24 protein-coding genes and 1 pseudogene are annotated in these 26,554 nt (G+C 65.4%); 11 read left to right on the plus strand and 14 right to left on the minus strand.

The genetic code is table 11. The features are described 5' to 3' along the window. The first annotated feature begins 31 nt into the window (after positions 1-31). Positions 32-1,633, plus strand: a complete 1,602-nt coding sequence (locus OU419_RS20755) for a 5-guanidino-2-oxopentanoate decarboxylase (protein WP_254470858.1) — start codon at positions 32-34, stop codon at positions 1,631-1,633. 286 nt (positions 1,634-1,919) lie between these two features. Then, positions 1,920-2,645 carry an MBL fold metallo-hydrolase gene (locus OU419_RS20760; protein WP_254470857.1) on the plus strand — a complete coding sequence of 242 codons (726 nt, stop codon included), beginning with the start codon at positions 1,920-1,922 and terminating at the stop codon, positions 2,643-2,645. 58 nt (positions 2,646-2,703) lie between these two features. Here the strand turns inward: OU419_RS20760 and OU419_RS20765 are convergent, their stop codons facing one another. From OU419_RS20765 to OU419_RS20780, 4 genes are all read right to left on the minus strand, one after another. Next, complete coding sequence (locus OU419_RS20765; protein ID WP_268172112.1) at positions 2,704-2,838, minus strand: PA1414 family protein; 135 nt, start codon at positions 2,836-2,838, stop codon at positions 2,704-2,706. A 174-nt stretch (positions 2,839-3,012) separates the two neighbouring features. Then, entirely contained in the window at positions 3,013-3,936 is a 924-nt protein-coding gene (locus OU419_RS20770) for a DMT family transporter (RefSeq protein WP_254470856.1), read from the minus strand. Between the two features lie 187 nt (positions 3,937-4,123). Continuing rightward, complete coding sequence (locus OU419_RS20775; protein ID WP_254470855.1) at positions 4,124-5,221, minus strand: extracellular solute-binding protein; 1,098 nt, start codon at positions 5,219-5,221, stop codon at positions 4,124-4,126. 145 nt (positions 5,222-5,366) lie between these two features. Continuing rightward, the gene (locus tag OU419_RS20780) at positions 5,367-6,407 is read right to left on the minus strand and encodes a histone deacetylase family protein (RefSeq protein WP_254470854.1); all 1,041 of its coding nucleotides are present in this window, start codon (positions 6,405-6,407) and stop codon (positions 5,367-5,369) included. A gap of 251 nt (positions 6,408-6,658) precedes the next feature. On the opposite strand from OU419_RS20780, the gene OU419_RS20785 reads away from it, so the two are divergent. From OU419_RS20785 to OU419_RS20795, 3 genes are all read left to right on the plus strand, one after another. After that, positions 6,659-9,079 carry a DUF3772 domain-containing protein gene (locus tag OU419_RS20785; RefSeq protein WP_254470853.1) on the plus strand — a complete coding sequence of 807 codons (2,421 nt, stop codon included), beginning with the start codon at positions 6,659-6,661 and terminating at the stop codon, positions 9,077-9,079. A gap of 310 nt (positions 9,080-9,389) precedes the next feature. Continuing rightward, complete coding sequence (locus OU419_RS20790; RefSeq protein WP_254470852.1) at positions 9,390-10,433, plus strand: class I SAM-dependent methyltransferase; 1,044 nt, start codon at positions 9,390-9,392, stop codon at positions 10,431-10,433. A 131-nt stretch (positions 10,434-10,564) separates the two neighbouring features. Then, complete coding sequence (locus OU419_RS20795) at positions 10,565-11,131, plus strand: hypothetical protein (RefSeq protein ID WP_254470851.1); 567 nt, start codon at positions 10,565-10,567, stop codon at positions 11,129-11,131. A gap of 69 nt (positions 11,132-11,200) precedes the next feature. On the opposite strand, the gene OU419_RS20800 is transcribed toward OU419_RS20795, so the two are convergent. The 5 genes from OU419_RS20800 to OU419_RS20820 form a co-directional block, all read right to left on the minus strand. Further along, positions 11,201-11,413 carry a DUF3079 domain-containing protein gene (locus OU419_RS20800; protein ID WP_254470850.1) on the minus strand — a complete coding sequence of 71 codons (213 nt, stop codon included), beginning with the start codon at positions 11,411-11,413 and terminating at the stop codon, positions 11,201-11,203. Between the two features lie 88 nt (positions 11,414-11,501). Further along, positions 11,502-12,521 carry an AraC family transcriptional regulator gene (locus tag OU419_RS20805; RefSeq protein WP_254470849.1) on the minus strand — a complete coding sequence of 340 codons (1,020 nt, stop codon included), beginning with the start codon at positions 12,519-12,521 and terminating at the stop codon, positions 11,502-11,504. A gap of 227 nt (positions 12,522-12,748) precedes the next feature. Further along, positions 12,749-13,930 (minus strand): vWA domain-containing protein, encoded by a 1,182-nt coding sequence (locus tag OU419_RS20810; RefSeq protein WP_017518512.1) that lies wholly within the window; start codon positions 13,928-13,930, stop codon positions 12,749-12,751. Positions 13,931-13,940: 10 nt separating this feature from the next. Next, positions 13,941-14,381, minus strand: a complete 441-nt coding sequence (locus OU419_RS20815) for a hypothetical protein (RefSeq protein ID WP_254470848.1) — start codon at positions 14,379-14,381, stop codon at positions 13,941-13,943. Positions 14,382-14,394: 13 nt separating this feature from the next. Further along, the gene (locus OU419_RS20820; protein ID WP_254470847.1) at positions 14,395-15,240 is read right to left on the minus strand and encodes an AAA family ATPase; all 846 of its coding nucleotides are present in this window, start codon (positions 15,238-15,240) and stop codon (positions 14,395-14,397) included. Between the two features lie 292 nt (positions 15,241-15,532). Here OU419_RS20820 and cysK point away from each other — a divergent pair, with 292 nt between their 5' ends. From cysK to OU419_RS20835, 3 genes are all read left to right on the plus strand, one after another. Further along, positions 15,533-16,507 carry a cysteine synthase A gene (cysK, locus tag OU419_RS20825; RefSeq protein ID WP_254470846.1) on the plus strand — a complete coding sequence of 325 codons (975 nt, stop codon included), beginning with the start codon at positions 15,533-15,535 and terminating at the stop codon, positions 16,505-16,507. Between the two features lie 211 nt (positions 16,508-16,718). Beyond that, positions 16,719-17,813, plus strand: a complete 1,095-nt coding sequence (locus OU419_RS20830; RefSeq protein ID WP_254470845.1) for a polyamine ABC transporter substrate-binding protein — start codon at positions 16,719-16,721, stop codon at positions 17,811-17,813. Positions 17,814-18,254: 441 nt separating this feature from the next. After that, entirely contained in the window at positions 18,255-19,160 is a 906-nt protein-coding gene (locus OU419_RS20835) for a DMT family transporter (RefSeq protein ID WP_254470844.1), read from the plus strand. A gap of 48 nt (positions 19,161-19,208) precedes the next feature. Here OU419_RS20835 and OU419_RS20840 read toward each other — a convergent pair. After that, positions 19,209-19,742: pseudogene (locus OU419_RS20840) on the minus strand (DMT family transporter); the annotation flags it as partial. 98 nt (positions 19,743-19,840) lie between these two features. Between OU419_RS20840 and aceK the strand changes: the two are divergent. Continuing rightward, the gene (gene aceK, locus OU419_RS20845) at positions 19,841-21,577 is read left to right on the plus strand and encodes a bifunctional isocitrate dehydrogenase kinase/phosphatase (protein ID WP_254470843.1); all 1,737 of its coding nucleotides are present in this window, start codon (positions 19,841-19,843) and stop codon (positions 21,575-21,577) included. 116 nt (positions 21,578-21,693) lie between these two features. Here aceK and OU419_RS20850 read toward each other — a convergent pair whose 3' ends face one another. From OU419_RS20850 to OU419_RS20865, 4 genes are all read right to left on the minus strand, one after another. After that, complete coding sequence (locus OU419_RS20850; protein WP_254470842.1) at positions 21,694-22,218, minus strand: DUF2937 family protein; 525 nt, start codon at positions 22,216-22,218, stop codon at positions 21,694-21,696. A 75-nt stretch (positions 22,219-22,293) separates the two neighbouring features. Then, entirely contained in the window at positions 22,294-23,067 is a 774-nt protein-coding gene (locus OU419_RS20855) for a class II glutamine amidotransferase (RefSeq protein ID WP_254470841.1), read from the minus strand. A 3-nt stretch (positions 23,068-23,070) separates the two neighbouring features. Further along, positions 23,071-23,517 (minus strand): HIT family protein, encoded by a 447-nt coding sequence (locus OU419_RS20860; RefSeq protein ID WP_254470840.1) that lies wholly within the window; start codon positions 23,515-23,517, stop codon positions 23,071-23,073. Positions 23,518-23,582: 65 nt separating this feature from the next. Continuing rightward, complete coding sequence (locus OU419_RS20865) at positions 23,583-24,053, minus strand: MFS transporter (RefSeq protein WP_254470839.1); 471 nt, start codon at positions 24,051-24,053, stop codon at positions 23,583-23,585. A gap of 98 nt (positions 24,054-24,151) precedes the next feature. Here OU419_RS20865 and OU419_RS20870 point away from each other — a divergent pair, with 98 nt between their 5' ends. Together OU419_RS20870 and OU419_RS20875 are read left to right on the plus strand one after the other, a co-directional pair. Continuing rightward, positions 24,152-26,212: a S9 family peptidase gene (locus OU419_RS20870; RefSeq protein ID WP_254470838.1), complete on the plus strand. Its 2,061-nt coding sequence runs from the start codon at positions 24,152-24,154 to the stop codon at positions 26,210-26,212. Then, a complete protein-coding gene (locus OU419_RS20875; RefSeq protein ID WP_254470837.1) occupies positions 26,212-26,553 on the plus strand; it encodes a CPCC family cysteine-rich protein in 342 nt (113 codons plus the stop codon). The genes OU419_RS20870 and OU419_RS20875 overlap by 1 nt, the downstream gene beginning before the upstream one ends. Position 26,554: the final 1 nt, after the last annotated feature.

Genomic DNA, 26,554 nt, shown 5'->3' on the forward strand with positions numbered 1-26,554 from the left:
CATTTCCCACCCTGAATCCAAGGAAACTGCCATGACCACCTGCGGCGAATTCCTCGTCAAGCAACTCGAAGCCTGGGGCGTCGACACCGTATTCGGCATTCCCGGCGTACACACCGTCGAGCTCTATCGTGGCCTGCCCCACAGCGGCATCCGCCACATCACCCCGCGCCACGAACAGGGCGCCGGCTTCATGGCCGACGGCTACGCTCGCGTCACCGGCAAGCCGGGCGTGTGCTTCATCATCACCGGCCCAGGCATGACCAACATCCTCACCGCGATGGGCCAGGCCTACGCCGACTCGATCCCCATGCTGGTGATTTCGAGCGTCAACGAGCGCTCGCGCCTGGCCCACGGCAACGGCTACCTGCACGAGCTACCCAACCAGCGCGCCATGACTGCCGGCGTCACCGCCTTCAGCCACACCCTGATGAGCGTCGAGGAACTCCCGGCCGTGCTGGCCCGTGCCTTCGCCGTGTTCGACAGCGAACGCCCGCGCCCGGTACACATCGAACTGCCGCTGGACATCATCACAGCCCCCGCCGGGCACATGCAGGTGCAGCCGCGCGTGCAGCTGGCGCGCCCCGCTCCCGCGCGCTCGCCGCTGCACGAAGCCGCCGCCAGGCTGGCCAAGGCCCGCAATCCGCTGCTGCTGCTCGGTGGTGGTTGCGTCGAAGCCCAGGCCGAAGCCCGCGTACTGGCCATCGCCCTGGACGCGCCCACCGCGCTCACCATCAACGCCAAGGGCCTGCTGCAGCCCGACCATCCACTGCTGGTCGGCAGCAACCAGTCGCTGATTCCGGTCCGCGAACTGGCGCAGGAAGCCGACGTGGTGCTGGCCATCGGCACCGAGCTGGGCGAGACCGACTACGACGTGGTGTTCGACGGCAACTTCAAGATCGGCGGCGAGCTGATCCGCATCGACATCGACCCACAGCAGCTGATGCGCAACTTCGCCCCGAGCATCGCCATCCAGGCAGACGCCCGCACCGCCATGCGCGCCCTGCTGGAACTGCTGCCGGCCCGCCAGGCCGATGCCGCCAGCCCCGGTGCCCAGCGCGCGGCCAGGGTACGGGCGCAACTGGCCGAAGACTTCAGCGGCTGGGCGCACTACCGCACCCTGTTCGACAAGATCCTCGAAGTCCTGCCCGATGCGCGCTTCGTCGGCGACTCGACCCAGACCGTCTACAGCGGCAACCACCTGGTGGAGCTGGACGGCGGCCGCCGCTGGTTCAACGCCTCCACCGGCTACGGCACCCTGGGCTACGGCCTGCCGGCAGCCATCGGCGCCAAGCTCGGCGAACCGGGCCGCCCGGTTATCAGCCTGATGGGCGACGGTGGTCTGCAGTTCACCATGACCGAGCTGGCCAGCGCCGTGGAAGCCAAGGTGGGGATCGTCGTATTGCTGTGGAACAACCACGGCTACGGCGAGATCAAGCGCTACATGGAGCGCCGCGACATCACCCCGCTGGGCGTGGACATCTACACCCCGGACTTCCTCGCCATCGCCAGGGGCTTCGGCTGCGCCGCGGAACGCGCCCGCGACCATGCGCACCTGCAGGAACTGCTGCGCAACGCACCGAGCGATCGCCCGCTGATCGTCGAAGTGATGGAAGCAGCGCCGTTCGTGCCGTGACGGTGCCCCCAAACACGCCGGTACCATAGGCCGTCAGCCAGTGCGCCACGGCAACTGGCGGATAATCGCTTGCGGTTATCCGCCCTGCGCCACCCGTAAGGCGGGGCGGTTCATCCACGCCCCCGTCCCGCCGCCCAGCCCTCTCCCGCAAGAGCGGGAACCCGCCAGAATCGGGCGGCAGCGCAGCTACCGGCGACGCCGCTTCAATCTTCCAAGGTTCCGGGCGGTTCCCTCTCCTTCCGGGGGAGGTTAGGGTGGAAGCACTGTCTCCTGCAGGAGCGAAACCATGAAAATCGTCACCCGCGACCGCTGGTTCGAGATCCGTCACTGCTACGACGGAGTCAGCCTGATCCACGAGCCGTACGTCCGTCCGTTCTATCGCTGCAACATGTGGCACATCCAGGGGCGTGACCGCGACGTACTGGTGGACAGCGGCTCGGGCGTGGTCAGCCTGCGCGAACAACTGCCGTGGCTCAGCGAACGCCCGCTGCTCGCGGTAGCCAGCCATACGCATTTCGATCACATCGCCGGGCATCACGAGTTCGACGAACGGCTGGTGCACCCCTCCGAAGCCGACGTCCTCGCCTCGCCCGATGGCGAACGTACGCTGGCTACCGCCTTTCTCGGCGACGAGATGTTCGACGCGCACCCGGACTGCCCGTTGTGCTACGCCGAGTACCGCATCAAGGCCGCACCGGCCACTCGCACCATCGACGAAGGCGATGTACTCGATCTCGGCGACCGTACCCTGCAGGTGCTGCACACGCCCGGCCATTCGCCCGGAGGCATCAGCCTCTGGGAAGAGCGGACGCAGACGCTGTTCTCCGGCGACATCATCTACGATGGCCCGCTGATCGAGGATGCCTACCACTCGAACCTCGACGACTACGCCGCCAGCCTCGCGCGCCTGCGCTCGCTGCCGGTACGCACAGTGCATGGCGGGCACTTCCCCAGTTTCTCCGGGGAACGGCTGAAGACCATGATCGACGACTGGTTCGAGGCCCACGAATGACAGGCAAGAAAAAACCCGCCATCAGGCGGGTTTCTTCTTTGGGTTGGTGAGGGCGCGGTCAGTAGCGACGGCGCTGCTCCATCAGGCGACGCTGCTCGTCGCTGGGGACAGGGATCGGTTGCAGACGCGGAGGCTCGATCAGGCCAAGCGCGATGCCAAGTTTCCACGCGATGCTGTGCAGCCAGAGTTTCATGGAGTGCCTCCTTGTCGAAATTCGGGTCGGGCGGCCCGTTACCACCATGAGCCGCCCTAGGAACAGAGTAGCCCGGCGTCCCACTCTCCGCCCGTGCCACTCGCTCCTTGATACAAAGCCTATGCGCTTCATCCCCGGCGCCCGCTGATTTGAATCAAGAGCGGAACGATTGACCTATCGGCGGCGCAGCGTCTTGCGCACCCACTGCTCGCTGCTCACCAGGGTGATGCCGATCAGCACCAGCACGGCGCCACCGACGAAGTTCAGGGTCAGCGGCTCGCCCAGGATCACCACGCCGAAGGCGATGCCGAACATCGGCGTCATGAAGGAAAACACTGCCAGATTCGACGCCAGGTAGCGGCGCAGCAGCCAGAACCAGGTGAAGTAGCTGAAGAACGACACCACCAGCCCCTGGAACAGCACGCTGCCCACGCCAATGGCGGTGAAACTCACATCGTCGGTCTTGCCCAGCGCCAGCGCCGCGAACGGCAGCAGCAGCGCGGCGGTGAACAACTGGTAGAACAGCGTCAGGCTCGGCGGCGCCTCGGACAGCCGCGTGGTGCGCACTGCCACCGTGGTCAGCCCCCAGGACAACCCGGCGAGCACGCCGAAGGCATCACCCAGCAACAGGCGGCTGTCCATGCCGGCGAGGTTGAAACCGCCGCCAAAGCACAGCGCGATGCCGCCGAAGCACACGGCGATGCCCAGCCACTGTAATGGCCGCAGGCGCTCGCTGGGCAGCAGGAAATGCAGCCCCAGCGCCGAGAAGATCGGCGCCGTGTAGATGAACACCGCCATGTGCGAGGCCGACGTGTAGACCAGCCCCTGGGCGATGAAGAAGAACTCCGCGGTGAACAGCAGGCCCGCCAGCGCCCCGCCCTTCAGCGTGCCCTGGCGCAGCCCTTCCCAGCCGCCGCGCCAGCACATCATCAGGCCGACGACCACGGCGGCCACCAGGTTGCGCCCGAACGCCTGCATGATCGGCGCTATATCCGGGGCTGCGAGCTTCACCATCACCTGTTGGATACCCCAGATCACGCACAGGCCGGTCATGACCTGAATGGCGAAGGCATCGGCGCTCTTGCGCTCGGCGATCATTGGCGCCCCCCGGGTACAAGGAGCGATACGGGATAGACGGGTTCCAGGCGGGTCATGGCTGGCTCGGCAGAAAAAGGGGCCCCAAAAGACGATCGGCGGGCCTCGAAACAGAAGGTCCGCCGATCATGCCAGTTCGCGGCGGCCGGCCGCCAACGGAAATCCGCCATTCAGCCAGCCACGGGCGACATCACTTGCCGGACTTCACCTGGCTCCAGGTGCGCGTACGGATGCGCTCCAGCTTCGGCGGCAGCATCTCCACCGAATACAGCCGGGCCTGCACATCGGCCGGCGGATAGACGTTGGGGTTGTCGTGCAGTTCCTTCGAGATCAGACCGTCCGCCGCCTGGTTGGGGTTGGCGTAGGAGACGTAGTCGGAGATCGGCGCCACCACTTCCGGGCGCAACAGGTAGTTGAGGAAGGCATGGGCCTGCTCGACGTTCTTCGAGTCCTTCGGAATCGCCAGCACGTCGAACCAGGCTGCGGCGCCTTCCTTGGGAATGCGGTACTCGATGTGGATACCGTTGCCGGCTTCCTTGGCGCGGCTGGCAGCCTGCATCGCACCGCCGGACCAGGCCAGGGCCACGCAGACGTCGCCGTTGGCGAGGTCGGTAACGAACTTCGAGGAGCTGAAATAGGTAATGTTCGGGCGCAGTTGGGTCAGCAGCTCCTCGGCCTTCTTGTAGTCGTCCGGGTTGCGGCTGTTGGGCGGCAGCCCCAGGTAGTGCAGCACCTGCGGAATCACCTCGGTGGGCGAATCGAGGAAGGCCACGCCGCAGGACTTGAGCTTGGCCAGGTTCTCCGGCTTGAACACCAGGTCCCAGGAATCCACTGGCGCGTTGTCGCCGAGCACGGCCTTGACCTTGTCCACGTTGTAGGCGATGCCGTTGGTGCCCCACATGTAGGGCATCACGTACTGGTTGCCGGGGTCCTTGCTCTCCAACACCTTGAGCAGCGCCGGATTGAGGTTCTTCCAGTTCGGCAGCTTGCTCTTGTCCAGCGGCTGGAAAACGCCGGCCTTGAGGTAGTTGGGAAGGAAGCCGTCGCTGGGAACGACCACGTCATAGCCGGAGTGGCCGGACAGCAGTTTGGCTTCCAGCACTTCGTTACTGTCGTAAACATCGTACTGCGGGCGGATGCCGGTTTCCTGCTGGAAGCCCTTGAGGGTGTCCGGGCCGATATAGTCGAACCAGTTGTAGATGCGCACTTCCGGCGCGGCGCTGGCGCCACAGGCGGTGACGAGGGTGGCCGCGGCGAACAGGCCGCGCAGCGCGTTGTTCTTGTTCATGTCCTTCCCCAGTTGATGCGCTCGCAGAAGTTTTCGCGAGCAGTAATGAAACCGGGCGGCAGCATGGCCGCCCCCCGCAACATGCGGTGACCCCACGGGCCGGAGCCGCAGCGGCTCCGACCCGCACAGGATCGTCGGCGAACGCTTAGCGGGCCGCGGCTTCGTAGCCTTGCAGCACGTTCACCGCGTTCACGCCGATGGCCTCGACCGCGTAACCGCCCTCCATGATGAACAGCGTCGGGATGCCCATCGCGGCGATGCGTTCGCCCATGCGCAGGTAGTCCGGGCTGTCCAGCTTGAACTGGGAGATCGGGTCGTCCTTGTAGGTGTCCACGCCCAGCGATACCACCACGGCGTCCGGCGCATAGGCGGCGATCTTGCGGCAGGCGTCGTCCAGGGCGGCGGACCAGCCATCCCAGCCGGTGCCGTGGGCCAGCGGGTAGTTGTGGTTGTAGCCTTCGCCGGCACCCTCGCCCAGTTCGTCGGCGTGGCCGAGGAAGTATGGGTACTCGACCAGCGGATCACCGTGGATCGAGGCGAACAGCACGTCGTTGCGGCGGTAGAAGATATCCTGGGTGCCGTTGCCGTGGTGGTAGTCCACGTCGAGGATCGCCACGCGCTTGGCGCCCTGGTCGAGGAACGCCTGGCTGACGATGGCGGCGTTGTTCAGGAAGCAGTAGCCGCCCATGAAGTCGCTGCCGGCATGGTGGCCCGGCGGACGGCACAGGCCGAAGGCCATGTTGGCGCCCTGGCGCATGTGGTCCTGGGCGGTCAGCGCGACCTGCGCGGAGCTGTAGATGGCCTGCCAGGTGCCGGCGGTGATCGGCGCTTCGGTGTCGAAGCTGTAGTGGCCCAGCTCGCCCATCAGCGCGGTGGGGATCGGCCCGTCGCGGCGCAGGCGGCGGCCCGGGAAGGTGGTGGAGACCAGGTCGCCAGTATGGCCTTCGGCCGCCCAGCGGGCCCAGGCGCCCTTGAGGAACTCGACATAGCGGGTGTTGTGAGTGCGCAGGATCGGTTCGAGCCCGAAGTCCTTCGGCGCAATGACCTCACCCAGGTTCTGCGACTTCACGCGGGCCAGCACGGTGTCCGCGCGGCTGGGCATTTCGAAGCAAGGCTGGAGTTTGCCGTCGACCAGTTCGGACTGGCCGAAATGCAGGCGGTGATCATCGCTGTACACGGTAAGCATGGGGGTACCCTCTGAAGGATTCTTGTTGTCCAGTGACAAGGATTCTGCCCAGCGACCGCACGGCACAGAACAGCGGAAGCGGCCAAAAGGGGATCGATATGGCCAGAATTTATGACCATTAACCATCTGCATGCCGGTTTGCGTCACTCCCGCCAGTAAAGCCAGATCGAGCGGCGCTATGCTCCAGGGAATTGTCCCGGCCAACAGCCGGTCGAACACCGACAAGCGTTTTGACCACAGGATGGGGGAACATGCGGGGAACCTTCGTACACACCTGCAGCCGCGTGCTGCTGATGCTGGCCTTGTCGCTGGCCGGCGCCAGCCTGGTGCTGGCGGACGAGCCTACCGACGTCCAGGCCGGCGATTCCATCCAGTTGCCGGACCTGCCCGAGGATGCCGGCGTCGACCAGCTCAGCGCCCGCCTGGAGCTGATCCGCCAACGCGTCTCCGCCGACAGCGACGACGGCCTGCTGTCCAACCTGCGGCAGTCCGCGCTGGCCGTGCAGGCCCATGCGGAGCAGAACGCCACTGACATCGGCGCAGCGCTGTCGCGCACCGAGGACCAGCTCAAGGTGCTCGGCCCCGCCACACCCAACGAGGCCGAGAGCCTGAGCAAGCAGCGCAACGACCTGACGGATGCGCAGAAGGACCTGCAGAAACAATTGGCGCGTGCCAACCAGTTGGACAAGGACGCCCAGGACCTCGCCGCGCAGATCGTCAACCTGCGCCGCAGCCAGTTCAACTCACAGATCGCCACGCGCTACCCGCCACCGCTGAGTCCGCGCTTCTGGTCGAGCCTGATCCGCCCCACTGATGACGACCTCAGGCGTCTCCAGACTGTCCACAACCAGGTCGGCAACGCCATCGCCGATGCCTGGCTACCGGGCAACCGGGCGCCCTTCATCGCCTGCCTGATCGCCGCAGTGCTGCTGTGGGTACCGGGCCGGCGCCTGCTGGAGCAGTTGCTGACCAAGGCGATGATCCGCTGGATTCCGGTCGGGCGGCTGCGGCGCAGCGCCCTGGCGCTGTCGGTCAGCCTGGCGACCATCGTGACCCTGGGTGGCGCCGCCGGCCTGATCCGCGAGGGGCTGGACTGGAACGAGCAGCTCACCCCAGGCATGTCCAACCTGGCGGATCAGTTGCTCGCGCTGGTGATCTTCTGCACCTTCACCGCCGGCCTCGGCCGCGCCCTGCTGGCCGTGCAGCGGCCATCCTGGCGCCTGCCGGACCTGCCCGACCCCGTCGCCAGCGCGCTCTCGCCCTTCCCCTGGTTGATGGCCTGGATGCTCCTGCTGCTGGGCACCCAGGAACGCCTGAACAGCGTCAGCGGCGCCAGCCTCGCGCTGACCGTGGCGGTCAATGGCATCACGGCCCTGGCGACCGCCGTTTTGTACGGCATAGCGCTGTATCGCTACCGCCGCGCGCGCCGTGAAGCCGAAGGACACGAGACCTCCGCGCTGGCGGGCATTCTGGTGTTGGCGATGCTGGTGACCGTGCTGCTGATCGTCCTGGCATTGGTCACCGGCTACCTGTCGCTGGCCTATTTCCTCGCCGGCAAGCTGCTCTGGGCCAGCGTCATCTGCGCCAGCGGCTACCTGCTCACCGCGCTGTTCGGCGACCTCTGCGAAGCACTGCTGTCCCCCAGGCACCCGATCGGCGAACGCCTGGCGCACAACCTCGGGGTCGACCCGCGGCACCAGGCACAGGCAGCCACGTTGCTCACCGGCATCGGCCGCACCCTGCTGGTGCTTTCGACTGTGCTCGTGGCCTTTTCCACCACGGGCACCAGCCCCGGCGAGTTGCTGCAGGGCATGCTGCACCTGGTGGAAAGCGGCCAGTCGCTGGGCCGCCTGAACATCGTCCCGCAGGACATCCTGCTGGCCCTCGCTACCCTCGCGGCCGGCCTGTTCGGCCTGCGTCTGCTCAAGCGCTGGCTGGCCGACGAACTGCTGCCGGAAACCAGCATGGATGCCGGCATGCGCGCCTCGCTGGTAACCCTCGTCGGCTACATCGGCATGGTCATCCTGGTGCTGCTGGTGCTCTCGGCCCTGCGCATCAACCTGACCAGCCTTACATGGGTAGTCAGCGCCCTGTCGGTGGGCATCGGCTTCGGCCTGCAGGCCATCGTGCAGAACTTCATTTCCGGCTTGATCCTGCTGACCGAGCGCCCGGTGAAGGTTGGCGACTGGGTCAGCCTGACCGGCGGCGTGGAGGGCGACATCCGCCGCATCAACGTGCGCGCTACGGAAATCCAGATGTCCGACTATTCCACGGTGATCGTCCCCAACTCGCAGTTCATTTCGCAGAACGTGCGCAACGTGACGATGGGCAACGCCCTCGGTGTGGTCAGCATCAACCTGACGCTGCCGCTGGATACCGACGTACTCAAGGTCCGCGAGCTGCTGCTGCACGCCTTCAGCGAACACGCGGCGATCATCGATACCCCGGCGCCGTCGGTGACCTTCAAGGAGCTGGGCGCGACCGGCCTGACGCTCAGTGTCTCCGGCTACGTGAACAGCCCGCGCTCGGTCGCCGGGGCGCGCAGCGACCTGCTCTTCACCATTCTGGGGCGCCTGCGCGAGCTGGGCATCGCGCTATCGTCACCGCAGACGATGGTGCTCCAGCAGCCGCCGGCACCGGCCGATCCAGCCGGCGAGCCGGGCAGCGAATGAGCCGGGACCGCAGGTCGGTCATCGCGCCCGGCGGATGGGGCGAATCTAGACTGAATAACAGCCCCCGCACGGGGGTTCGCCCGCTGAGCCTGCGGTCGAGCGCAAGACCGTCGGTGCCGGTGCGCTCAGTCTCAGCCGGCTAGCGCGCGATGCTCCCGCCCGGGAAAGCCTCATCGCGTGACGACGCAGCGGGCCGACGCGCCCGCCGTCAGGCCCGGTGTGCGCCCATCCGGCATGCGCGTTGCGCCGCTTCTCCCCGATCACCGTCGGGCCGACGCATGCACGGTGGTTCTGCGCAGGAGATCGCGTCATGGACGAAGCCAGACTCAACGAATTCATGGGCAAGCTGGTCACCGACATGGGCGGCGCTGCGATGCTCGCCAACATCATCCTCGGCGAAGAACTTGGCCTGTACCGCGCGATGGCCGACAGCCTGCCGGTCAGCGCCGAAACCCTGGCCGAACGCACGGGCTGCAACGCCCGGCTGGTGCGCGAATGGCTGAGCGCCCACGCCGCCTCGGGCTACATGGAGCACAGCGACGGGCAATTCCGCCTGCCGGAAGAACAGGCCCTGGCGCTGGCGGTGGAAGACTCGCCGGTCTACGTCGCCGGCGGCGCGGTGGTGGTCGCCGCGCTGTTCCATGACAAGGACAAGCTGGTGGCCGCCATGCGTGGCGATGGCGCGCTCCCCTGGGGCGACCACCACCCCTGCATGTTCTCCGGCACCGAGCGGTTCTTCCGTCCCGGCTACCGCGCGCACCTGGTGAGTGAATGGCTACCCGCGCTGGAAGGCGTGGTGGAAAAGCTCCAGCGCGGCGCACAGGTCGCCGATGTTGGCTGCGGCCACGGCGCCTCCACGGTGATCATGGCCCAGGCATTCCCCGGCTCGCGCTTCGTCGGGTTCGATTACCACGCACCGTCTATAGACACCGCCAACCAGCGTGCCCGCGAGGCCGGCGTGGCCGAGCGTGCCCGCTTCCAGCGCGCCAGCGCCAAGGACTACCCCGGCGACTACGACCTGATCTGCTTCTTCGACTGCCTGCACGACATGGGCGACCCGGTGGGCGCTGCCCGCCACGCCAGGCAGGCGCTCAAGCCCGGCGGCACAGTGCTGCTGGTGGAGCCGTTCGCCAACGATCACCTGGAAGACAACCTGAACCCGGTCGGCCGGCTGTTCTACGCGGCTTCCACCTTCATCTGCACACCCAACTCACTGTCCCAGGAAGTCGGTCTCGGGCTGGGCGCCCAGGCCGGCGAAGGCCGTTTGCGCAAGGTGTTCGAGGAGGCCGGCTTCAGCAGCTTCCGCCGCGCGGCGCAGACCCCCTTCAATCTGATCCTGGAGGCCCGCGCCTGAGCCACGGCGACGCCCCGGCGCAGTCGACTGCAAAGGCCGCGCCGGGACGCACAAATCGTTCATCTGCCAGTCATCATTCCGTTACAGGCACTGGCGAAACTCCCTGGCTTTCAACCTGGGGAGGTAAACCGATGTCCAACAAGAACCTGTACAAAGCCGCATCCATCGCCCTGCTCGTCGCCGGCCTCGCCGGTTGCGCCATACAGCCGCCGGTAGCCAGCAAGGAAGCCACGCCGAACAACGACGACTGGTACCTGGTGCGTACCGACGAAACCCTCTATGTCTTCGACGACGCTACCGTCTACCGCGACTACCTGGTAACCGGCAAGACCACCTACACCAAGGATGTGGGCGAGAAGGACAAGTTCGGCCAGAACATCGTCCTGGTGGTGCGCGCCGAAGATCAGAGCAAGGACGTGAAGAAGATCGCCGGCTACCAGTTCCTCAAGCAGAGCCTGCCGCCGGCCGCCGGTTTCTACGGTGAAATCCGCAAGGACGGTGTGATCTACGTGGCCCAGCGCTACGGTGACATGGTCGACATGAATGGCCTGGGCGAGCCGATCTTCCGCCACACCGAGATCGCCAGCGGCCCCAATGGAGAGCGGGTGGTCTACCTGATGCAGAAGGAAGAGACCAAACCGGTCGGCCTGATTGCCAGGTTCCAGAAGATCTACGGCATCACCCCCGCCAAGGGCTGACACCTGCGCGCGCATCCCGGCCGGGATGCGCGCCGCTCCGGCCCACGCCGCAACGGCGCGGGCCGCGCGTCAGCTGGAAGGCTCCAGCCGCACTTCGATTTTCTCCGGCACGTCGATATTCCAGTCACCGTACTGGTACCAGTCATCACCGAGCATTTCGGCCGGGTGCATGGTGCGATCGGCGCCGTTGCCGCAGGCCAGGCTGGTCGATGGGCAGTAGCGGTCGCAACCCCAGCAGATGCGCTCGGGATGCGGCGGGTTGAGGGGGAATTTCTTGGCCATGACAGCGCCTCGGCTTCCGTGTGGGATCCTTGAAGGCTATGCCCCCACTACGCCGCGACACTTTGATCTGAGACAAGCGCAGGAAATTTCAGGCCCGGAAATGGCTTGGCGGCTGGCCGCTCCAGCGTTGGAAGGCATGGCGCAGGCTGGCGGTTTCGCTGAAGCCGAGTTCCTCGGCGATTCGGTAGATCGGCATGTCGCCGCCCTGCAGCAGCTCCTTGGCGCGGGCGAAACGCAGTTCGTCGAGCAGTTGCTGGTAGCTGGTCTGCTGTTGCTGCAAATGCCGGCGCAGGCTGCGCGACGAGCAGTTCAGGCGCCGCGCGAGTTCCTCAAGGCCCGGCGGCTCCTGCAGGCGTTCGCCGAGGATCGCGCGGACCTTGTCGAGCCAGGCACGGCGCGCGGCCAGGTCGATGTTCTGGCGGCGGCACTGTTCGAGCATCTCGCGGTGGGTCACGGCGTCGGCCAGTGGCAGGCGCATTTCCAGCCAGCTGGCGGGGAAGCCGATGGCGCTGCGCGGACAATCGAAGCTCAGCTGGCAGCCGAACAGCGTGGCGTAGGCGGCGCGGCGTTCCGCCGGGCCTTCGTAGTCGAATTCGGCACGCACCAGCGGCAACGGCTGGCCGAGCAGGTCGGCGCAGGCCACCTTCAGCGAGCCCAGGCACAACTCGGTGTTGAACGGGCGCATGGCCTCTTCCTCGCCATAGCCGGTGGCGACCAGCCACGCCATGTCGCCGTCCACCTCCAGCGCCAGGTGGAAATAGGTACCCAGCAGCACCGGGTAGCTCAGGCCGATGCGCAACGCCTCGCCCAGGGTCGGCGCGGACAAGAGCGCGTAACCGAGCAGGCCGTAGGCGGTGATGCGTGTGCGCACGCCCAGGCGCAGGCCGAGAGCGGGCTCGCCGGCAAGGTTCTGCACGTTGGCGAAAACCTGCTGCTCCTGCCAGGGGCTGACCAGCCGGCGCAGATCGAGCAGATCGTCCCCGGTGATGCCGCTGCCCTCGAGGATAGCCTCGCGGCTGTGCCCTTCCGATTCCATCAGCGCGACGGTCAGGGAAGTCATGTGCAGGGAGTTGAGCCAGGTAGAGCGGGAGAAGGTCAGAGGATTCATGTCGTGCCCATCGTAGACGCTACGGTGCGCCACCAGGTGTTACCGGTTCAGGCGCAGCCCAAGGGCAGGCAAGTTGTGTGCCGGCCACCCAGCGTGGCCGGATCGATCCCCATGTTACGGGGTCCGGGATGCGGAGCGGAAATTCTTCCGTCCGCGCGCAGGTTACCTTTGCGGACACCGGGGCGGTGCGAGCGCACCGTTCTGGGGCTCGAAAGCGGTGTACCAGCTCAACCGCGGGAGAGGAACCGCATGCCTTCTTCCAGCCCGCTCAGGGTCAGCGGATACATCTGCTCCTTCACCAGCTCGCGCACCAGGCCCGTGGAGGCGGTGTAGTTCCAGGTGTCCTTCGGATACGGGTTGATCCAGATGAGCTTCTTGTACTTCTCCATGAAGCGCTGCATCCAGACGTAGCCGGCTTCCTCGTTCCAGTGCTCGACGCTGCCGCCGGCCTGGGTGATCTCGTAGGGAGCCATCGCGGCGTCGCCGACGAACACTACCTTGTAGTCCGGCCCGTACTTGTGCAGCAGGTCGAAGGTGGCAGTGCGCTCGCTGGAGCGGCGCAGGTTGTTCTTCCACACCGACTCGTAGATGAAGTTGTGGAAGTAGAAGTACTCCAGGTGCTTGAACTCGGTCTTGCAGGCCGAGAACAGTTCCTCGCAGACCTTCACATGGGCGTCCATGGAACCGCCGATATCCAGCAGCAGCAGGAGCTTCACGGTGTTGCGGCGCTCCGGGCGCATCTGGATGTTGAGCAGGCCGGCGTCCTTGGCCGTGTGGTCGATGGTGCCGTCGATGTCGAGCTCTTCCGCCGCGCCCTCACGGGCGAACTTGCGCAGGCGCCGCAGGGCGATCTTGATGTTGCGCGTGCCCAGCTCGACCTGGTCGTCGAGGTTCTTGTACTCGCGCTGGTCCCACACCTTGGCGGCCTTGCCCTGGCGCTTGCCGGCGTCGCCGACGCGGATGCCCTCGGGGTTGAAGCCGCCGGAGCCGAACGGGCTGGTGCCGCCGGTGCCGATCCACTTGTTGCCGCCGGCGTGGCGCTCCTTCTGCTCTTCGAGACGTTTCTTGAACTCCTCGATGAGCTTGTCCAGGCCGCCCAGGGACTGGATCTGCGCGCGCTCCTCGTCGGTCAGCAGGCGCTCGAACTCCTTGCGCAGCCACTCTTCGGGAATCAGCGCCTTGAGGTGGTCGTCGAGCTTCTCCAGGCCCTTGAAATAGGCGCCGAAGGCCCGGTCGAACTTATCGAAATGGCGCTCGTCCTTCACCATGATGGTGCGGGCGAGGTAGTAGAACTCGTCCATGTCGGCGAACACGACGCGGTGCTTGAGCGCATCGATCAGGTCGAGCAGCTCGCGCACCGACACCGGCACCTTGGCCGCGCGCATTTCGTTGAACAGGTTGAGCAGCATGATCAGATTCTCATTCTTCGCTGACACGCAGCAGGCCCTGAGGCCGGTTCAGATCGGCTTGCACCGCAAGCGCCAGGGCTCCATAGCCCACGCCAATACCGCGATTGTGTTGCGAGCAATTCTGCTCTGCCGAAACGTCCTTCCAGACGTACAGCTCCAGCAGGCAGCTCAAATCATCCGTCGCATCCAGTTCAAACTCGATAAAGCGTCCGGCCTGATCGAGCAACAGTCCCATCAGGGATGAACAGCCCGGCTCACAAACACCGAGGTGCAGAAGGATAGCCTTCGACCAGTCGACATCTCTCTCACGCGCCACGTCGATCAGCACCGGCGGGATATGTCCGGGCGCCTCGCGGAAATCCGCAGCGCACTTGCGAATGGACTCCCGCAGAAGAGCGTTCTGATCTTGAACGCTCTTCTGGCGCTTGCGCGCAATCCTGGAAAGATCCATCCGGAGATTCGAATCAGCGGCTGGCGCGGCGGCTCATGAACGCCAGACGCTCCAGCAGTTGCACGTCCTGCTCGTTCTTCACCAGCGCACCGGCCAGCGGCGGGATGGCCTTGGTGGGGTCGCGCTCGCGCAGCACGGCTTCGCCGATGTTGTCGGCCATCAGCAGCTTCAGCCAGTCCACCAGTTCGGAGGTGGAAGGCTTCTTCTTCAGGCCCGGCACCTTGCGCACGTCGAAGAAGATATCCAGCGCCTCGCTGACCAGCGTGCCGCTGATCTTCGGGTAGTGCACGTCGACGATCTTCTGCAGCGTCTCGCGGTCGGGGAAGGCGATGTAGTGGAAGAAGCAGCGGCGCAGGAAGGCGTCCGGCAGTTCCTTTTCGTTGTTGGAGGTGATGATGATGATCGGGCGCTGCCTGGCCTTGATGGTCTCGTTGGTCTCGTAAACGAAGAACTCCATCTTGTCGAGTTCCTGCAGCAGGTCGTTGGGGAACTCGATATCGGCCTTGTCGATCTCGTCGATCAGCAGGATAACGCGCTCTTCGGCCTCGAAGGCCTCCCAGAGCTTGCCCTTCTTGATGTAGTTGCGCACGTCGTGGACCTTGTCCACGCCCAGTTGGGAGTCGCGCAGGCGGCTCACCGCGTCGTACTCGTAGAGCCCCTGGTGGGCCTTGGTGGTGGACTTGATGTGCCAGGTGATCAGCTTGGCGCCGAAGGACTCCGCCAACTGCTCGGCCAGCATGGTCTTGCCGGTGCCCGGCTCGCCCTTCACCAGCAGCGGGCGCTGCAGGGTGATGGCGGCGTTGACCGCCAGCTTGAGGTCGTCGGTGGCGACGTAGGACTGAGTGCCTTCGAACTTCATCGGGAAATCCTCGAACGGTAGCGGCCGGGGACAGGCCCGGGCGGAAATGTGCGTTTGGGAGACTGCGACTATAACGCGCATGGCTCTCGACTGTGAACGCAGGACGGGCATTCAGTCACTGAATGCCCAGTCACGCTTGGCCCAGCCACGCGCGGCATCGGCCCCCACGGCGTCCATTGAGTACCGATCCGGGCGGAGCGACGACCGATCTTTCCGCCGGTTCTGCGTCTGGACTGGAAGGTGGGCTGGGAATAGGCTCTCTGATTACCTTCGAGCGACAAGGACCCTCATCATGAGCCGTATTTACGCAGACAACGCGCAGTCCATCGGCAACACGCCGCTGGTCCAGATCAATCGCATCGCCCCGCGCGGCGTCACCATCCTGGCCAAGATCGAAGGGCGCAACCCCGGCTACTCGGTGAAGTGCCGGATCGGCGCCAACATGATCTGGGATGCCGAGTCCGGCGGTCGCCTCAAGTCGGGCATGACCATCGTGGAGCCGACCTCCGGCAACACCGGCATCGGCCTGGCCTTCGTCGCCGCCGCCCGTGGCTACAAAATGATCCTGACAATGCCCTCCTCGATGAGCCTGGAACGCCGCAAGGTGCTCAAGGCGCTGGGTGCCGAACTGGTGCTGACCGAGCCGGCAAAGGGCATGAAAGGCGCCATCGCCAAGGCCGAGGAAATCGTCGCCAGCGACCCTGCCAGGTATTTCATGCCGGCGCAGTTCGATAACCCGGCCAACCCGGCGATCCACGAGAAGACCACCGGCCCGGAAATCTGGAACGACACCGATGGCGCGGTGGATGTGCTGGTGGCCGGCGTCGGTACCGGCGGAACCATCACCGGCGTGTCGCGGTTCATCAAGAACACCAAAGGCAAGCCGATCCTCTCGGTGGCCGTGGAGCCGGTCGGCTCGCCAGTGATCAGCCAGACCCTCGCCGGCGAAGAGGTCAAGCCCAGCCCACACAAGATCCAGGGAATCGGCGCCGGTTTCGTGCCGAAGAACCTCGACCTGTCCGTGGTCGACCGTGTTGCGACCGTCACCGACGACGATGCCAAGAACATGGCCCTGCGCCTGATGCAGGAGGAAGGCATCCTCTGTGGCATTTCCAGCGGCGCCGCTATGGCCGCGGCGGTGAAGCTCGCCGAGGAGCCGAACATGCAGGGCAAGACCATCGTCGTCATCCTGCCTGATTCCGGCGAGCGCTATCTGTCGAGCATGCTGTTCGACGGCCTGTTCGACGATCAGGAACTGGTTCAGTAAGACTTCCTCCCGCCCCCTTGCGGGGCGCTTCCCCAATGGCCGCACAGATCAGGTGCGACGTCGCTCATGTGCGCTGTCTGCGGACCCGCAGGCAGCCACCGCGACTGGCCATGTTCCGGCAAAATGGTTAATTCTTGCGCAGCCCACGACCGCGCGTCGCCATCTCGTCGAAGATGACCGGGCACCCCGCACCGATGTCAGGAACACAAGAATGAAAATTTCCGCCCCGTTGCTCTCCACACTTGCACTCTCCCTCGCCGTGGCCGCCGGCGCCGCCAAGGCCGATTCCGTCAAGATCTACAACTGGTCCGACTACATCGCCCCGGACACCGTGCCGACCTTCACCAAGGAAACCGGCATCCAGGCGACCTACGACGTCTACGACAGTAACGAGACCCTCGACGGCAAGCTGATGACCGGCAAATCCGGTTACGACATCGTGGTGCCGTCCAACCATTTCATGGCCAAGCAGATCCAGGCCGGCGCCCTGAAGAAACTGGACAAGAGCCAGTTGCCGAACTGGAAGAACCTCAACCCGGTGCTGATGAAGGCGCTGGAAGTGAACGACCCGGGCAACGAGCACGGCTTCCCCTACCTGTGGGGCACCACCGGCATCGGCTACAACCCGGCGAAGATCAAGGAAGTGCTGGGCGACAACGCGCCGATCGACTCCTGGGACATTTTCTTCAAGCCCGAGTACATGGAGAAGCTGTCCAAGTGCGGCGTAGCAGTGCTGGACAACGGTCCGGAGCTGCTGCCGATCACCCTGAACTACCTGGGCCTGCCGCATCACAGCCAGAAGCTGGATGACTACAAGAAGGCCGAGGAAGCGCTGATGAAGGTGCGTCCGTACATCCGCTACTTCCACTCCTCCAAGTACGTCAGCGACCTGGCCAACGGCGAGATCTGCGTAGCCGTCGGCTTCTCCGGCGACATCCTGCAGGCCGCCACCCGCGCCAAGGAAGCCAAGAACGGCGTGGAAATCCACTACTCCACTCCGAAGGAAGGCTCGCCGCTGTGGTTCGACATGATCGCCATGCCGAACGACGCGCCGGACGAGAAGGCCGCCTATGCCTTCATGAACTACCTGCTGCGCCCGGAAGTGATGGCCAACGTCAGCAACTACGTGCACTACGCCAACGGCAACCTGGCAGCCGACGCGCTGGTGGACAAGGAAATCAAGGCAGACCCGGCGATCTACCCGCCGCAGGACAAGATGGCCAAGCTGTTCGCCCTCGAATCCATGCCGATGAAGATCGACCGTGTGCGTACCCGCACCTGGAATACCATCAAGACCGGCAAGTAAGCACCATCCTTGCCTGACGACGCGCGGCCCCGGCCGCGCGTTTTCGTTGGTACGCCCCGATTGTCGTGGGGCTCCCGCTTTGCCGTCCGACTCGCGCAGCGCTCGCCTCGGCCGGCCACAGCAGTTATAGTCTGTCCACGCAGCCCTTCGCTGCCTCACTTAACAGGTTCGCCTTCATGTCCCGACACCCATTGCCCAATCCGGCAATCATCGCTGCAGCCTTCCCGGCACGCGGCGCGGGTGCGGCCTGCCCTCCTCCGCCTGTCGTCGCCATCGCGTCGCCTCCGCCTCCCGGCGCGGCCTATCCGCCGCCCGGCGTGCGCCACTGACGCCCAACGCGTTTCCCTGCATCCGGTTTTCCGCGCTCATCTGACGCGGCACCCGGCGTGTGGCCGGCCAACAGAAGGCCGGTCGTGATCTGCCTGACGACAGGTGTATTCCATGATTTCGTTCAACCGTTCCACGCTGGTCGGCCTGGCCAGCACTTCCCTCTTCGTACTGCTGTGGAGCAGTGCCGCAATCATCAGCAAATGGGGCCTGGCCCACGCATCGCCGATGATTTTCCTCATCGCGCGCTTCGGCACCGCGCTGGCCGCCCTGCTGGTCCTCTCGCCTCTGATCGGCCTGCGCTGGCCCCGCGAACCCCGGCAGATCCGCCAGGCGGTGCTCACCGGGCTGGTGATGCTGGGCATCTACCCGATCTTCTACCTGCTGGCGCTGGACCTGCACGTCACCCCCGGCGTCATCGCCACGGTGCTCGGCGTGCAGCCGATGCTCACCAGTTTTCTGCTGGAGCGCCGGCACTCCGCGCCGCGCCTGGGCGGCCTGGCGCTAGGTCTGGCCGGGTTGGTGATGGTGGTGTACCAGAGCATCGGGCTGGCGGGCCTGACCTTCGCCGGACTGGCCTGCTGCCTGCTGGCGCTGCTGTCGATCACCGGCGGCTCGATTCTGCAGAAGAACATCCGCGAGAACCCGCTGGGCACCCTGCCTCTGCAATACATCGCCGGCCTCGCGCTATGCCTGGCGGTCGCGCCCTTCCAGCCGCTGCATGTGGAATGGAACGCCGAGTTCATCCTCAGTGCGCTGTGGATGGGGCTGATGGTCTCGGTGCTGGCTACCGTGCTGCTCTACCGGATGATCGCAGCCGGTAATCTGGTGAACGTCACCAGCCTGTTCTACCTGGTACCGGCGGTCACTGCGCTGATGGACTACCTGGTGTTCGGCAATCGCCTGTCCGCCCTCGGCCTGCTGGGCATGGGGCTGATCGTGCTCGGCCTGATGCTGGTGTTCCGCAAGCCCGGCAGCACGGCACGCGACGAGTCGCCCGCGCGGGTTGTGGACAACTGATCGGAGGGTGAAAGCACGCAGGCGGGGGGGAGCCTCGCCTGCGCGTTTTCAGTTGGCCGCTTCCGCCTTCGGCAGCGGCGCTGGCTTGAGCACCAGCCAGAGAGCCAGAGCAATCAGCAGGCCACCCTGCAGGTGCGCCCAGGACAGCGACTCGTCCAGCAGCAGCACGCCCCAGAGCACACCGAACGGCGGGATGAGGAAGGTCACGGTCATGGTCTTGAGCGGGCCGATGCTGGCCAGCAGGCGGAAGTAAAGAACATAGGCGAACGACGTGCAGAGCAGGCCCAGCCCGGCCAGCGCCAACAGTATCTTCGGCTCGGCCAGCGGCGCCAGCGGCATGTCCAGGCTGCTGCCGAGAAATACCGGCAGCATGCACATCGTCGCCCCCGTCTGGCTGCCCAGGGCCGAGACGCCGGAGTCCATGCCACCCCGATCGTTGATCCAGCGCCTGGTGGCAAAGCCGGCGAAGCCATAGCAGGTGGTCGCCACCAGGCAGGCGGCGGCACCCCACAATACAGCGGCGTCCAGCGGCACCGGTCCCGCGCCAGTCAGCACCGCCACACCCGCGAGGCCGACCAGCATAGGCCGGAGGCCCGCACGAAACCTGCGGCGACTCGCTCTTTCCCTCCCCGTGCGCCGTGGCTAAGCTCGCTGCACAACGACTGCGCAGGGGCGCTCCCATGACTCAGCACTGGCCGGCGACCGAGATCGCAACGCAGATACTCGAAGGCTTCGACGATTACCGTGCGAAGTTCCACCAGATCACCGCCGGCGCCCCGGCGCGCTTCGAGCAGGCGCTCTGGCAGGAAGCCCAGGCTGCTTCCGCCCAGCGGATCAACCTGTACGAGGAGATGGTCGCCGAGACCGTGGAGCGTCTCACCCGCACCATGTCCCATATCGACCTGGTGGACGTGGAGCGCTGGCCGATCGCCAAGAGCGCATACATCACCCTGATCGATCCGCGCCTGGACGACGAACTGGCGGAAACCTGGTTCAACTCGATCTTCTGCGGGCTGTTCAGCCACGACAACATCAGTGATGGCACGATGTTCGTGCACACCACCCGACCATCGCTGCGCGCCCATTCGCGGGACCCGCACACGCGGCTGTACCGGCCCGGCGGCAACCTGCGCCGGGCATTGGAAAGTATCTTCGACGACTACCGCTTCGCCGTGGACTACGACGACCGCGAGCGCGATCTGGAGCGCATCGACAGCCTGTTGCGCGCCAGCCTGCCCGACTGGGTCTGCAAGGATCCGACACTGGCCATCGAACTGATCGGCTCGGTGTTCTACCGCAACAAGGGCGCCTATCTGGTGGGACGCCTGTTCACCCCGGACGAACAATGGCCGCTGGTCTTCCCGCTGGTCCACCACGAAGGGCGCGGCATCCAGTTCGACACGGTGATCACCGACGAAGCGGAAGTCTCGATCATCTTCTCCTTCACCCGCTCCTACTTCATGGTGGATGCGCCGGTGCCGGCGGAAATGGTGGCGTTTCTGAAACGCCTGCTGCCGGGCAAGCACATCGCCGAGCTGTACACCTCCATAGGCTTCTACAAGCAGGGCAAGAGTGAGTTCTACCGCGCGCTGATCAACCACCTGGCGACCACCGACGACCGCTTCGTGATGGCCCCCGGCGTACGCGGCATGGTGATGAGCGTGTTCACGCTGCCCGGCTTCAACACCGTGTTCAAGATCATCAAGGACAATTTCAACCCGGCCAAGACCGTGGACCACGCCACGGTGATCCAGAAGTACCAGTTGGTGAAGAACCACGACCGCGTCGGCCGCCTGGCGGACACCCAGCAGTTCGCCGACTTCCGCTTCCCGGTGAGCAAATTCGATCCGGACTGCCTGAGCGAATTGCTGGAGGTAGCTCCCTCCACCGTGGTGCAGGAGGGCGACGTGGTGCTGATCCGCCATTGCTGGACCGAGCGCCGGATGACGCCGCTGAACATCTACCTGGAACACGCCACCGAGGCGCAGGTGGCCGAAGCACTGAACGACTACGGCCTGGCGATCAAGCAACTGGCTGCCGCGAATATCTTTCCCGGCGACATGCTGCTGAAGAACTTCGGCGTCACCCGTCACGGCCGCGTGGTGTTCTACGACTACGACGAAATCAGCTATCTCACCGAGGTGAATTTCCGGCACATCCCGCCACCGCGCTACGAGGAGGACGAGATGTCTTCCGAGCCGTGGTACTCGGTGGGGCCGATGGACGTGTTCCCGGAGGAGTTTCCGCGTTTCCTGTTCGTCGACCTGAAGCTGCGCAGGCAGTTCGCCAAACTGCACGGCAACCTGTTCGACGCGGATTACTGGAAGGGCCTGCAGGCGCAGATTCGCGCGGGCAAGGTGATCGACGTGTTCCCGTACCGGCGCCACGAGTCGCCGGAAGAGGCGCTAGCGCGGTAAGCCGACTGGTTCGCCGCGCGGGAACGGCTGTCCGATGGCGCAGATCCCGGCACGCAATGCTTTCGCAGGAGCTGCCGCCTCGAAGGGTCTGGCGTCAGATCCGGCATGCGAAAGCATCAGTTCCAGTGCCGACGCGAGGCGCGGCGGTTGTCACCGAAGCCGACCAGCGCCGCCACCGAAGTCATCAGCACCTCGGCAATCCACGCCAGCAGCAGCCCGCCGGCCAGCGCCCAGCCGATGGCCTCCGGTTCAAGAACCACCTGGTACCGGTAGTTTTCGTAGGTTTCCTGCAAGAGTTCATGGTTCGGCGCACTGACCATGTGCAAGGCGCGCTGGTACCAGTTGCCCTGTAGCGCCAGCCATTGGCTCTCGAAGAGTTGCGCACGGCGCAACAGGCGCTCGATGTTGTCGGCGTCGCGCTGGAACACGGGGTCGGCACTGCCGCGATAGTGCGCCACCAGGGCATTCAGGTCGCCCTTGAAGAACTGTCCTGCGGTGTCCCTGAAGCCCTGCAGGGCCTGCGCCGCCTCGATGCGGTGAGCATCCACGCGCTGCGCGTAATCCTTGATGAAACCGGGCACCTGTACCGCCACCATCAGGCCCAGCGCAAACAACACCATGCGAATGTAGCTGCGCAGCATTTTCTCCCCCTTGGTTCTTGTCGTGATGAAATCGCCCAGCGACAGCCTCCCAGGGCGGCCGGGCGAAGAGAGACGTCAGATCCTTCCCTGGTCGACGATCTCGCCGCGCCACCAGAGCATCCACTCGCCGCCCTGCATCAGGGTCCAGTTCTCGTTGTCGGTCAGCGGCTCGGTGGCGATCACCGTGACCACGTCGTCCGGCGTGGTCTCTGACTGGAAGTCCACGATCAGGTCGGCATCCTTCAGCCGCGCCGGGCCGAACGGCGCGCGCCGGGTGATCCAGGCCAGCTTGGTGGTACAGAACGAGAACAGCCAGTCGCCATCGCTGAGCAGGCAGTTGAACACCCCCTTCTCGCGGAACGCGGCGCAGGCGCCTACCAGCGTCGGTAGCAGTACCTCGACCGGAACCGGCTCGGGAAAGGCCCGGCGCACACGGTTGAGCAGGTCGCAGAAGGCCGCCTCGCTGTCGGTATCGCCCACCGGGCGGTACAGCCCCGGCTCGGGGTGGAAGTCGGCCAGTTGGCCATTGTGGGCGAAGGTCCAGTAGCGCCCGCCCATCTCGCGTACGAAGGGATGCGTATTGGACAGGCAGACCTTGCCGACGTTGGCCTGGCGGATGTGTCCAATCACCGTCTCGCTCTTGATCGGGTAGCGCTGCACCAGGCGCGCGACCTCCGAATCTATGCTCGCCGACGGGTCCTGGAACAGCCGCACGCCCCGTCCTTCATAGAATGCGATCCCCCAGCCATCGCGGTGCGGACCGGTGCCACCACCACGCTGCATCAGCCCGGTGAAGCTGAACACGATGTCCGTGGGGACGTTGGCGCTCATGCCGAGCAACTCGCACATGAATCAGTTCTCCTCCATCAGTGCCTCGCGCAACTGGTGCAGCTCGCGCGACAGGCGGTCCTGCATCCTCCGCCGGCCCAGCGGCAGAAACCGCGTGAGCACGCGCACCAGCAGTGCCGGCAGGTCGCTCAACTCTCGCGGAATCAGGTGCAGATGAAAATGCGGTACGTGCTGGTTGGCGGCAGGGCCGTCGTTGACCAGCAGATTGATACCGACCCGGCCATAGCCAGCCCGGCGCAACACGCGCTGCATACGCTCGGCCAGTGGCATCAGCCCGGCCTGTGCGTCCTCCGACAACTGGTGCAGGAACGGCGCATGCTCCCGTGCCACCACCAGCAGATGAGCGGGACGCAGCGGATAGATATCCAGCAGCACGATGAATCGATCGTCTTCGTAGAGGACGTGAGCCGGCACGCGACCGGCCGCTATGGCACAGAACACGCAGTCCATGAGAACTCCTCGAAAGGCCGTTCAGTTCATGCTGGACGCGTGTTGGTCGCGATGCAAGGCGCGAATCAGAGACGCGGCTCGATGCGCATGCGACGGTCGCCACGCTCGTCGGTACGGCTGTCCACGCCAGGCATCAGCTCCGGCTGCATCAGTTGGCGCAGGGTCGGCTCGTCTTCCGGGTCCGGCTCCTTGCGGCGCTTCTTCATCGAGCGCTCGATGGGCCAACGGACGAGCACGAACAGCAGGTACACGCCAAACGCTGCCAGCAGCACCAGGGCCAGGTCCGACACCGCGCGCCAGGCGTTGTTGCCAACCTTGAACACTACGTCCAGCGCGGTGATGGCGATAGCTGGAGCGTACAGATTGTTGGCCGGGTCCACCGGCGTCGGGGTGAACAGCAGCACGACGACGATGACTCGCAGCGGCTCGCGCAGCCACCGCCACATCCAGCCGGTCATCAGGAACCAAACCAGCGTGAGGCCGAGGCCGGCGCCGAGATAGGCGCCCCAGGCGATCATGTAATCGTGTTCGTTCATGCGCGTGCGTGCGGTGGCGGCGGAGGGGGGCTTATGATAGCCGCTTTTACTCATGGGTGCGCAGCCGGGCGTCATCCATGCCGTGCCGAGGAGCCGCCATGTCCGACCGTCAGCCCCCCATCGCCCGCCGCGAAGCCGCCGCCGATCCCTACGCCTGGCTGGAGAACCGCGACGCCGAGGATGTCCTCGACTACCTGAAGGCGGAGAACGCCTACCTGGAAGAGCAGCTCGCCCCGCAAGCCGCATTGCGCGAGGCACTGTTCCTGGAGATCAAGGGACGCATCCGCGAAACCGACCTGTCCCTGCCCACGCCGTGGGGCCCGTGGCTGTACTACCAGCGCACCACCGCCGGCGACGAATATCCGCGCCACTATCGCTGCCCGCGGCCGGCGGACGGGTCGCTGGCGGTGGATCAGAGTGCGGAACAACTGCTGCTCGATCCCAACGCCCTGGCCGGCGGCGACTTCCTCTCCGTCGGCGCCTTCAGCATCAGCCCCGACCATTCGAAGCTCGCCTACAGCCTGGACACCAGTGGCGACGAGATCTACACGCTGTACGTCAAGGACCTCGCCGACGGCAGCGTCCGCACCCTGCCCTTCGAAGGCTGCGATGGCAGCCTGACCTGGGCCAACGACAACCGCACGCTGTTCTTCGGCGAGCTGGACGACACCCATCGCCCCCACAAGCTCTACCGCCATCGCCTGGGCGAAACGGGCGCCGAGCAGGTCTTCGAGGAGCGCGACGGCCGCTTCTTCCTGCACTGCTATCGCTCAAGCTCGGAACGCCAGTTGATCCTGCTGCTGAACAGCAAGACCACCAGCGAAGCCTGGGTGCTCGATGCCGACACGCCGCAAGGCGAGTTCCAGTGCCTGGCGCCGCGCGAGGAAGGCCACGAGTACTACCCGGATCACGGCCGCCTGAACGGCGACTGGGCCTGGCTTATCCGCAGCAACCAGACCGGCATCAACTTCGCCCTGTTCCTCGTCGACCAGGCGCACCCCACTCGCCCGCACTGGCGGCAACTGGTGGCGCACCGCGATGAAGTGATGCTCGAAGGCGTCACCCTCAATGCCGAGGCTCTGACCCTGAGCCTGCGCGAAGGCGGCCTGCCGATCATCGAGGTACATCCGCACGGACAGCCGGCGCATCGCGTCGATCTGCCGGATGCCGCCTACAACCTCTATGTGCAGGACAGCCTGGAATTCGACAGCCCAGTCATACGTCTGCGCTACGAAGCCCTTAACCGCCCGGCGCAGATTCGCCAGTTGGAGCTCTCCGGCGGCGAGCAGAAAGTGCTCAAGGAAACCCCGGTGGAAGGCCCGTTCGACGCCGATGCCTACGAAAGCCGCCGCCTCTGGGCCGACGCCGAGGACGGCGTGCAGGTGCCGATCAGCCTGGTAGGCCGCCGCGATGTGCTGGAGAGCATCGCCCGTGGCGAACCCGCGCCGCTCTATCTGTACGGCTACGGTGCCTATGGCGAAAGCCTAGATCCGTGGTTCTCCCATGCGCGCCTGAGCCTGCTGGAGCGCGGCTTCGTCTTCGCCATCGCTCACGTGCGTGGCGGCGGCGAGCTGGGCGAAGCCTGGTATCGCGCCGGCAAACTGGAACACAAGCAGAACACTTTCAGCGACTTCATCGCCTGCGCCGAACACCTGCTGGCCCACGGCTACAGCACACCGGAGCGCCTGGCGATCAGCGGTGGCAGCGCCGGCGGCCTGCTGATCGGTGCAGTACTCAACCAGCGTCCGCAACTCTTCGCCGCGGCCATCGCCGAGGTCCCCTTCGTCGATGTGCTGAACAGCATGCTCAACCCCGACCTGCCGCTGACCGTCACCGAGTACGACGAATGGGGCAACCCGCAGGAACCGGAGGTCTACGAACGCATCCGCGCCTACGCGCCCTACGAGAACGTCAGTGCCCAGGACTACCCCGCGCTGCTGGTAGTCGCAGGCTACAACGACAGCCGCGTACAGTACTGGGAGGCCGCCAAGTGGGTCGCCAAGCTGCGGGTAAGCAAGACCGACGGCAACCTGCTGCTGCTCAAGACCGACCTGGGTGCCGGCCACGGCGGCATGAGCGGGCGCTACCAGGGGCTCAAGGACGTGGCGCTGGAGTACGCCTTCCTGCTCAAGGTGCTGGGCCAGGAAACCCACGGCTGATGCTCTACACCTGCCCCTGCTGTGGCCATTTCAGTTTCGGCGACCCTCCGGGGTCATACGAAATCTGTGAAATTTGCCTTTGGGAAGACGACCACCTGCAACTCTGCTTCCCCGACGCGCGCGGCGGCGCCAACGCGGTAAGCCTGATCGAAGCGCAGGTCAACTACGTGCAATGGGGCGCCTGCGAGCGGCGCTTCCGCACCCAGGCTCGTCCGCCGACCATCGACGATGTGAAGGACGACCGCTGGTTCCCGCTATGGGAGAAACGCGTGAAGTTGCCGGATGACGAAGCGCCGCTGTACGGCGAGGAAGCCTGCTACTGGTTGCGGACGTCGCGCTGAG

It is taken from the genome of Pseudomonas triclosanedens (assembly GCF_026686735.1).
GTDB classification, from domain to species: domain Bacteria; phylum Pseudomonadota; class Gammaproteobacteria; order Pseudomonadales; family Pseudomonadaceae; genus Pseudomonas; species Pseudomonas triclosanedens.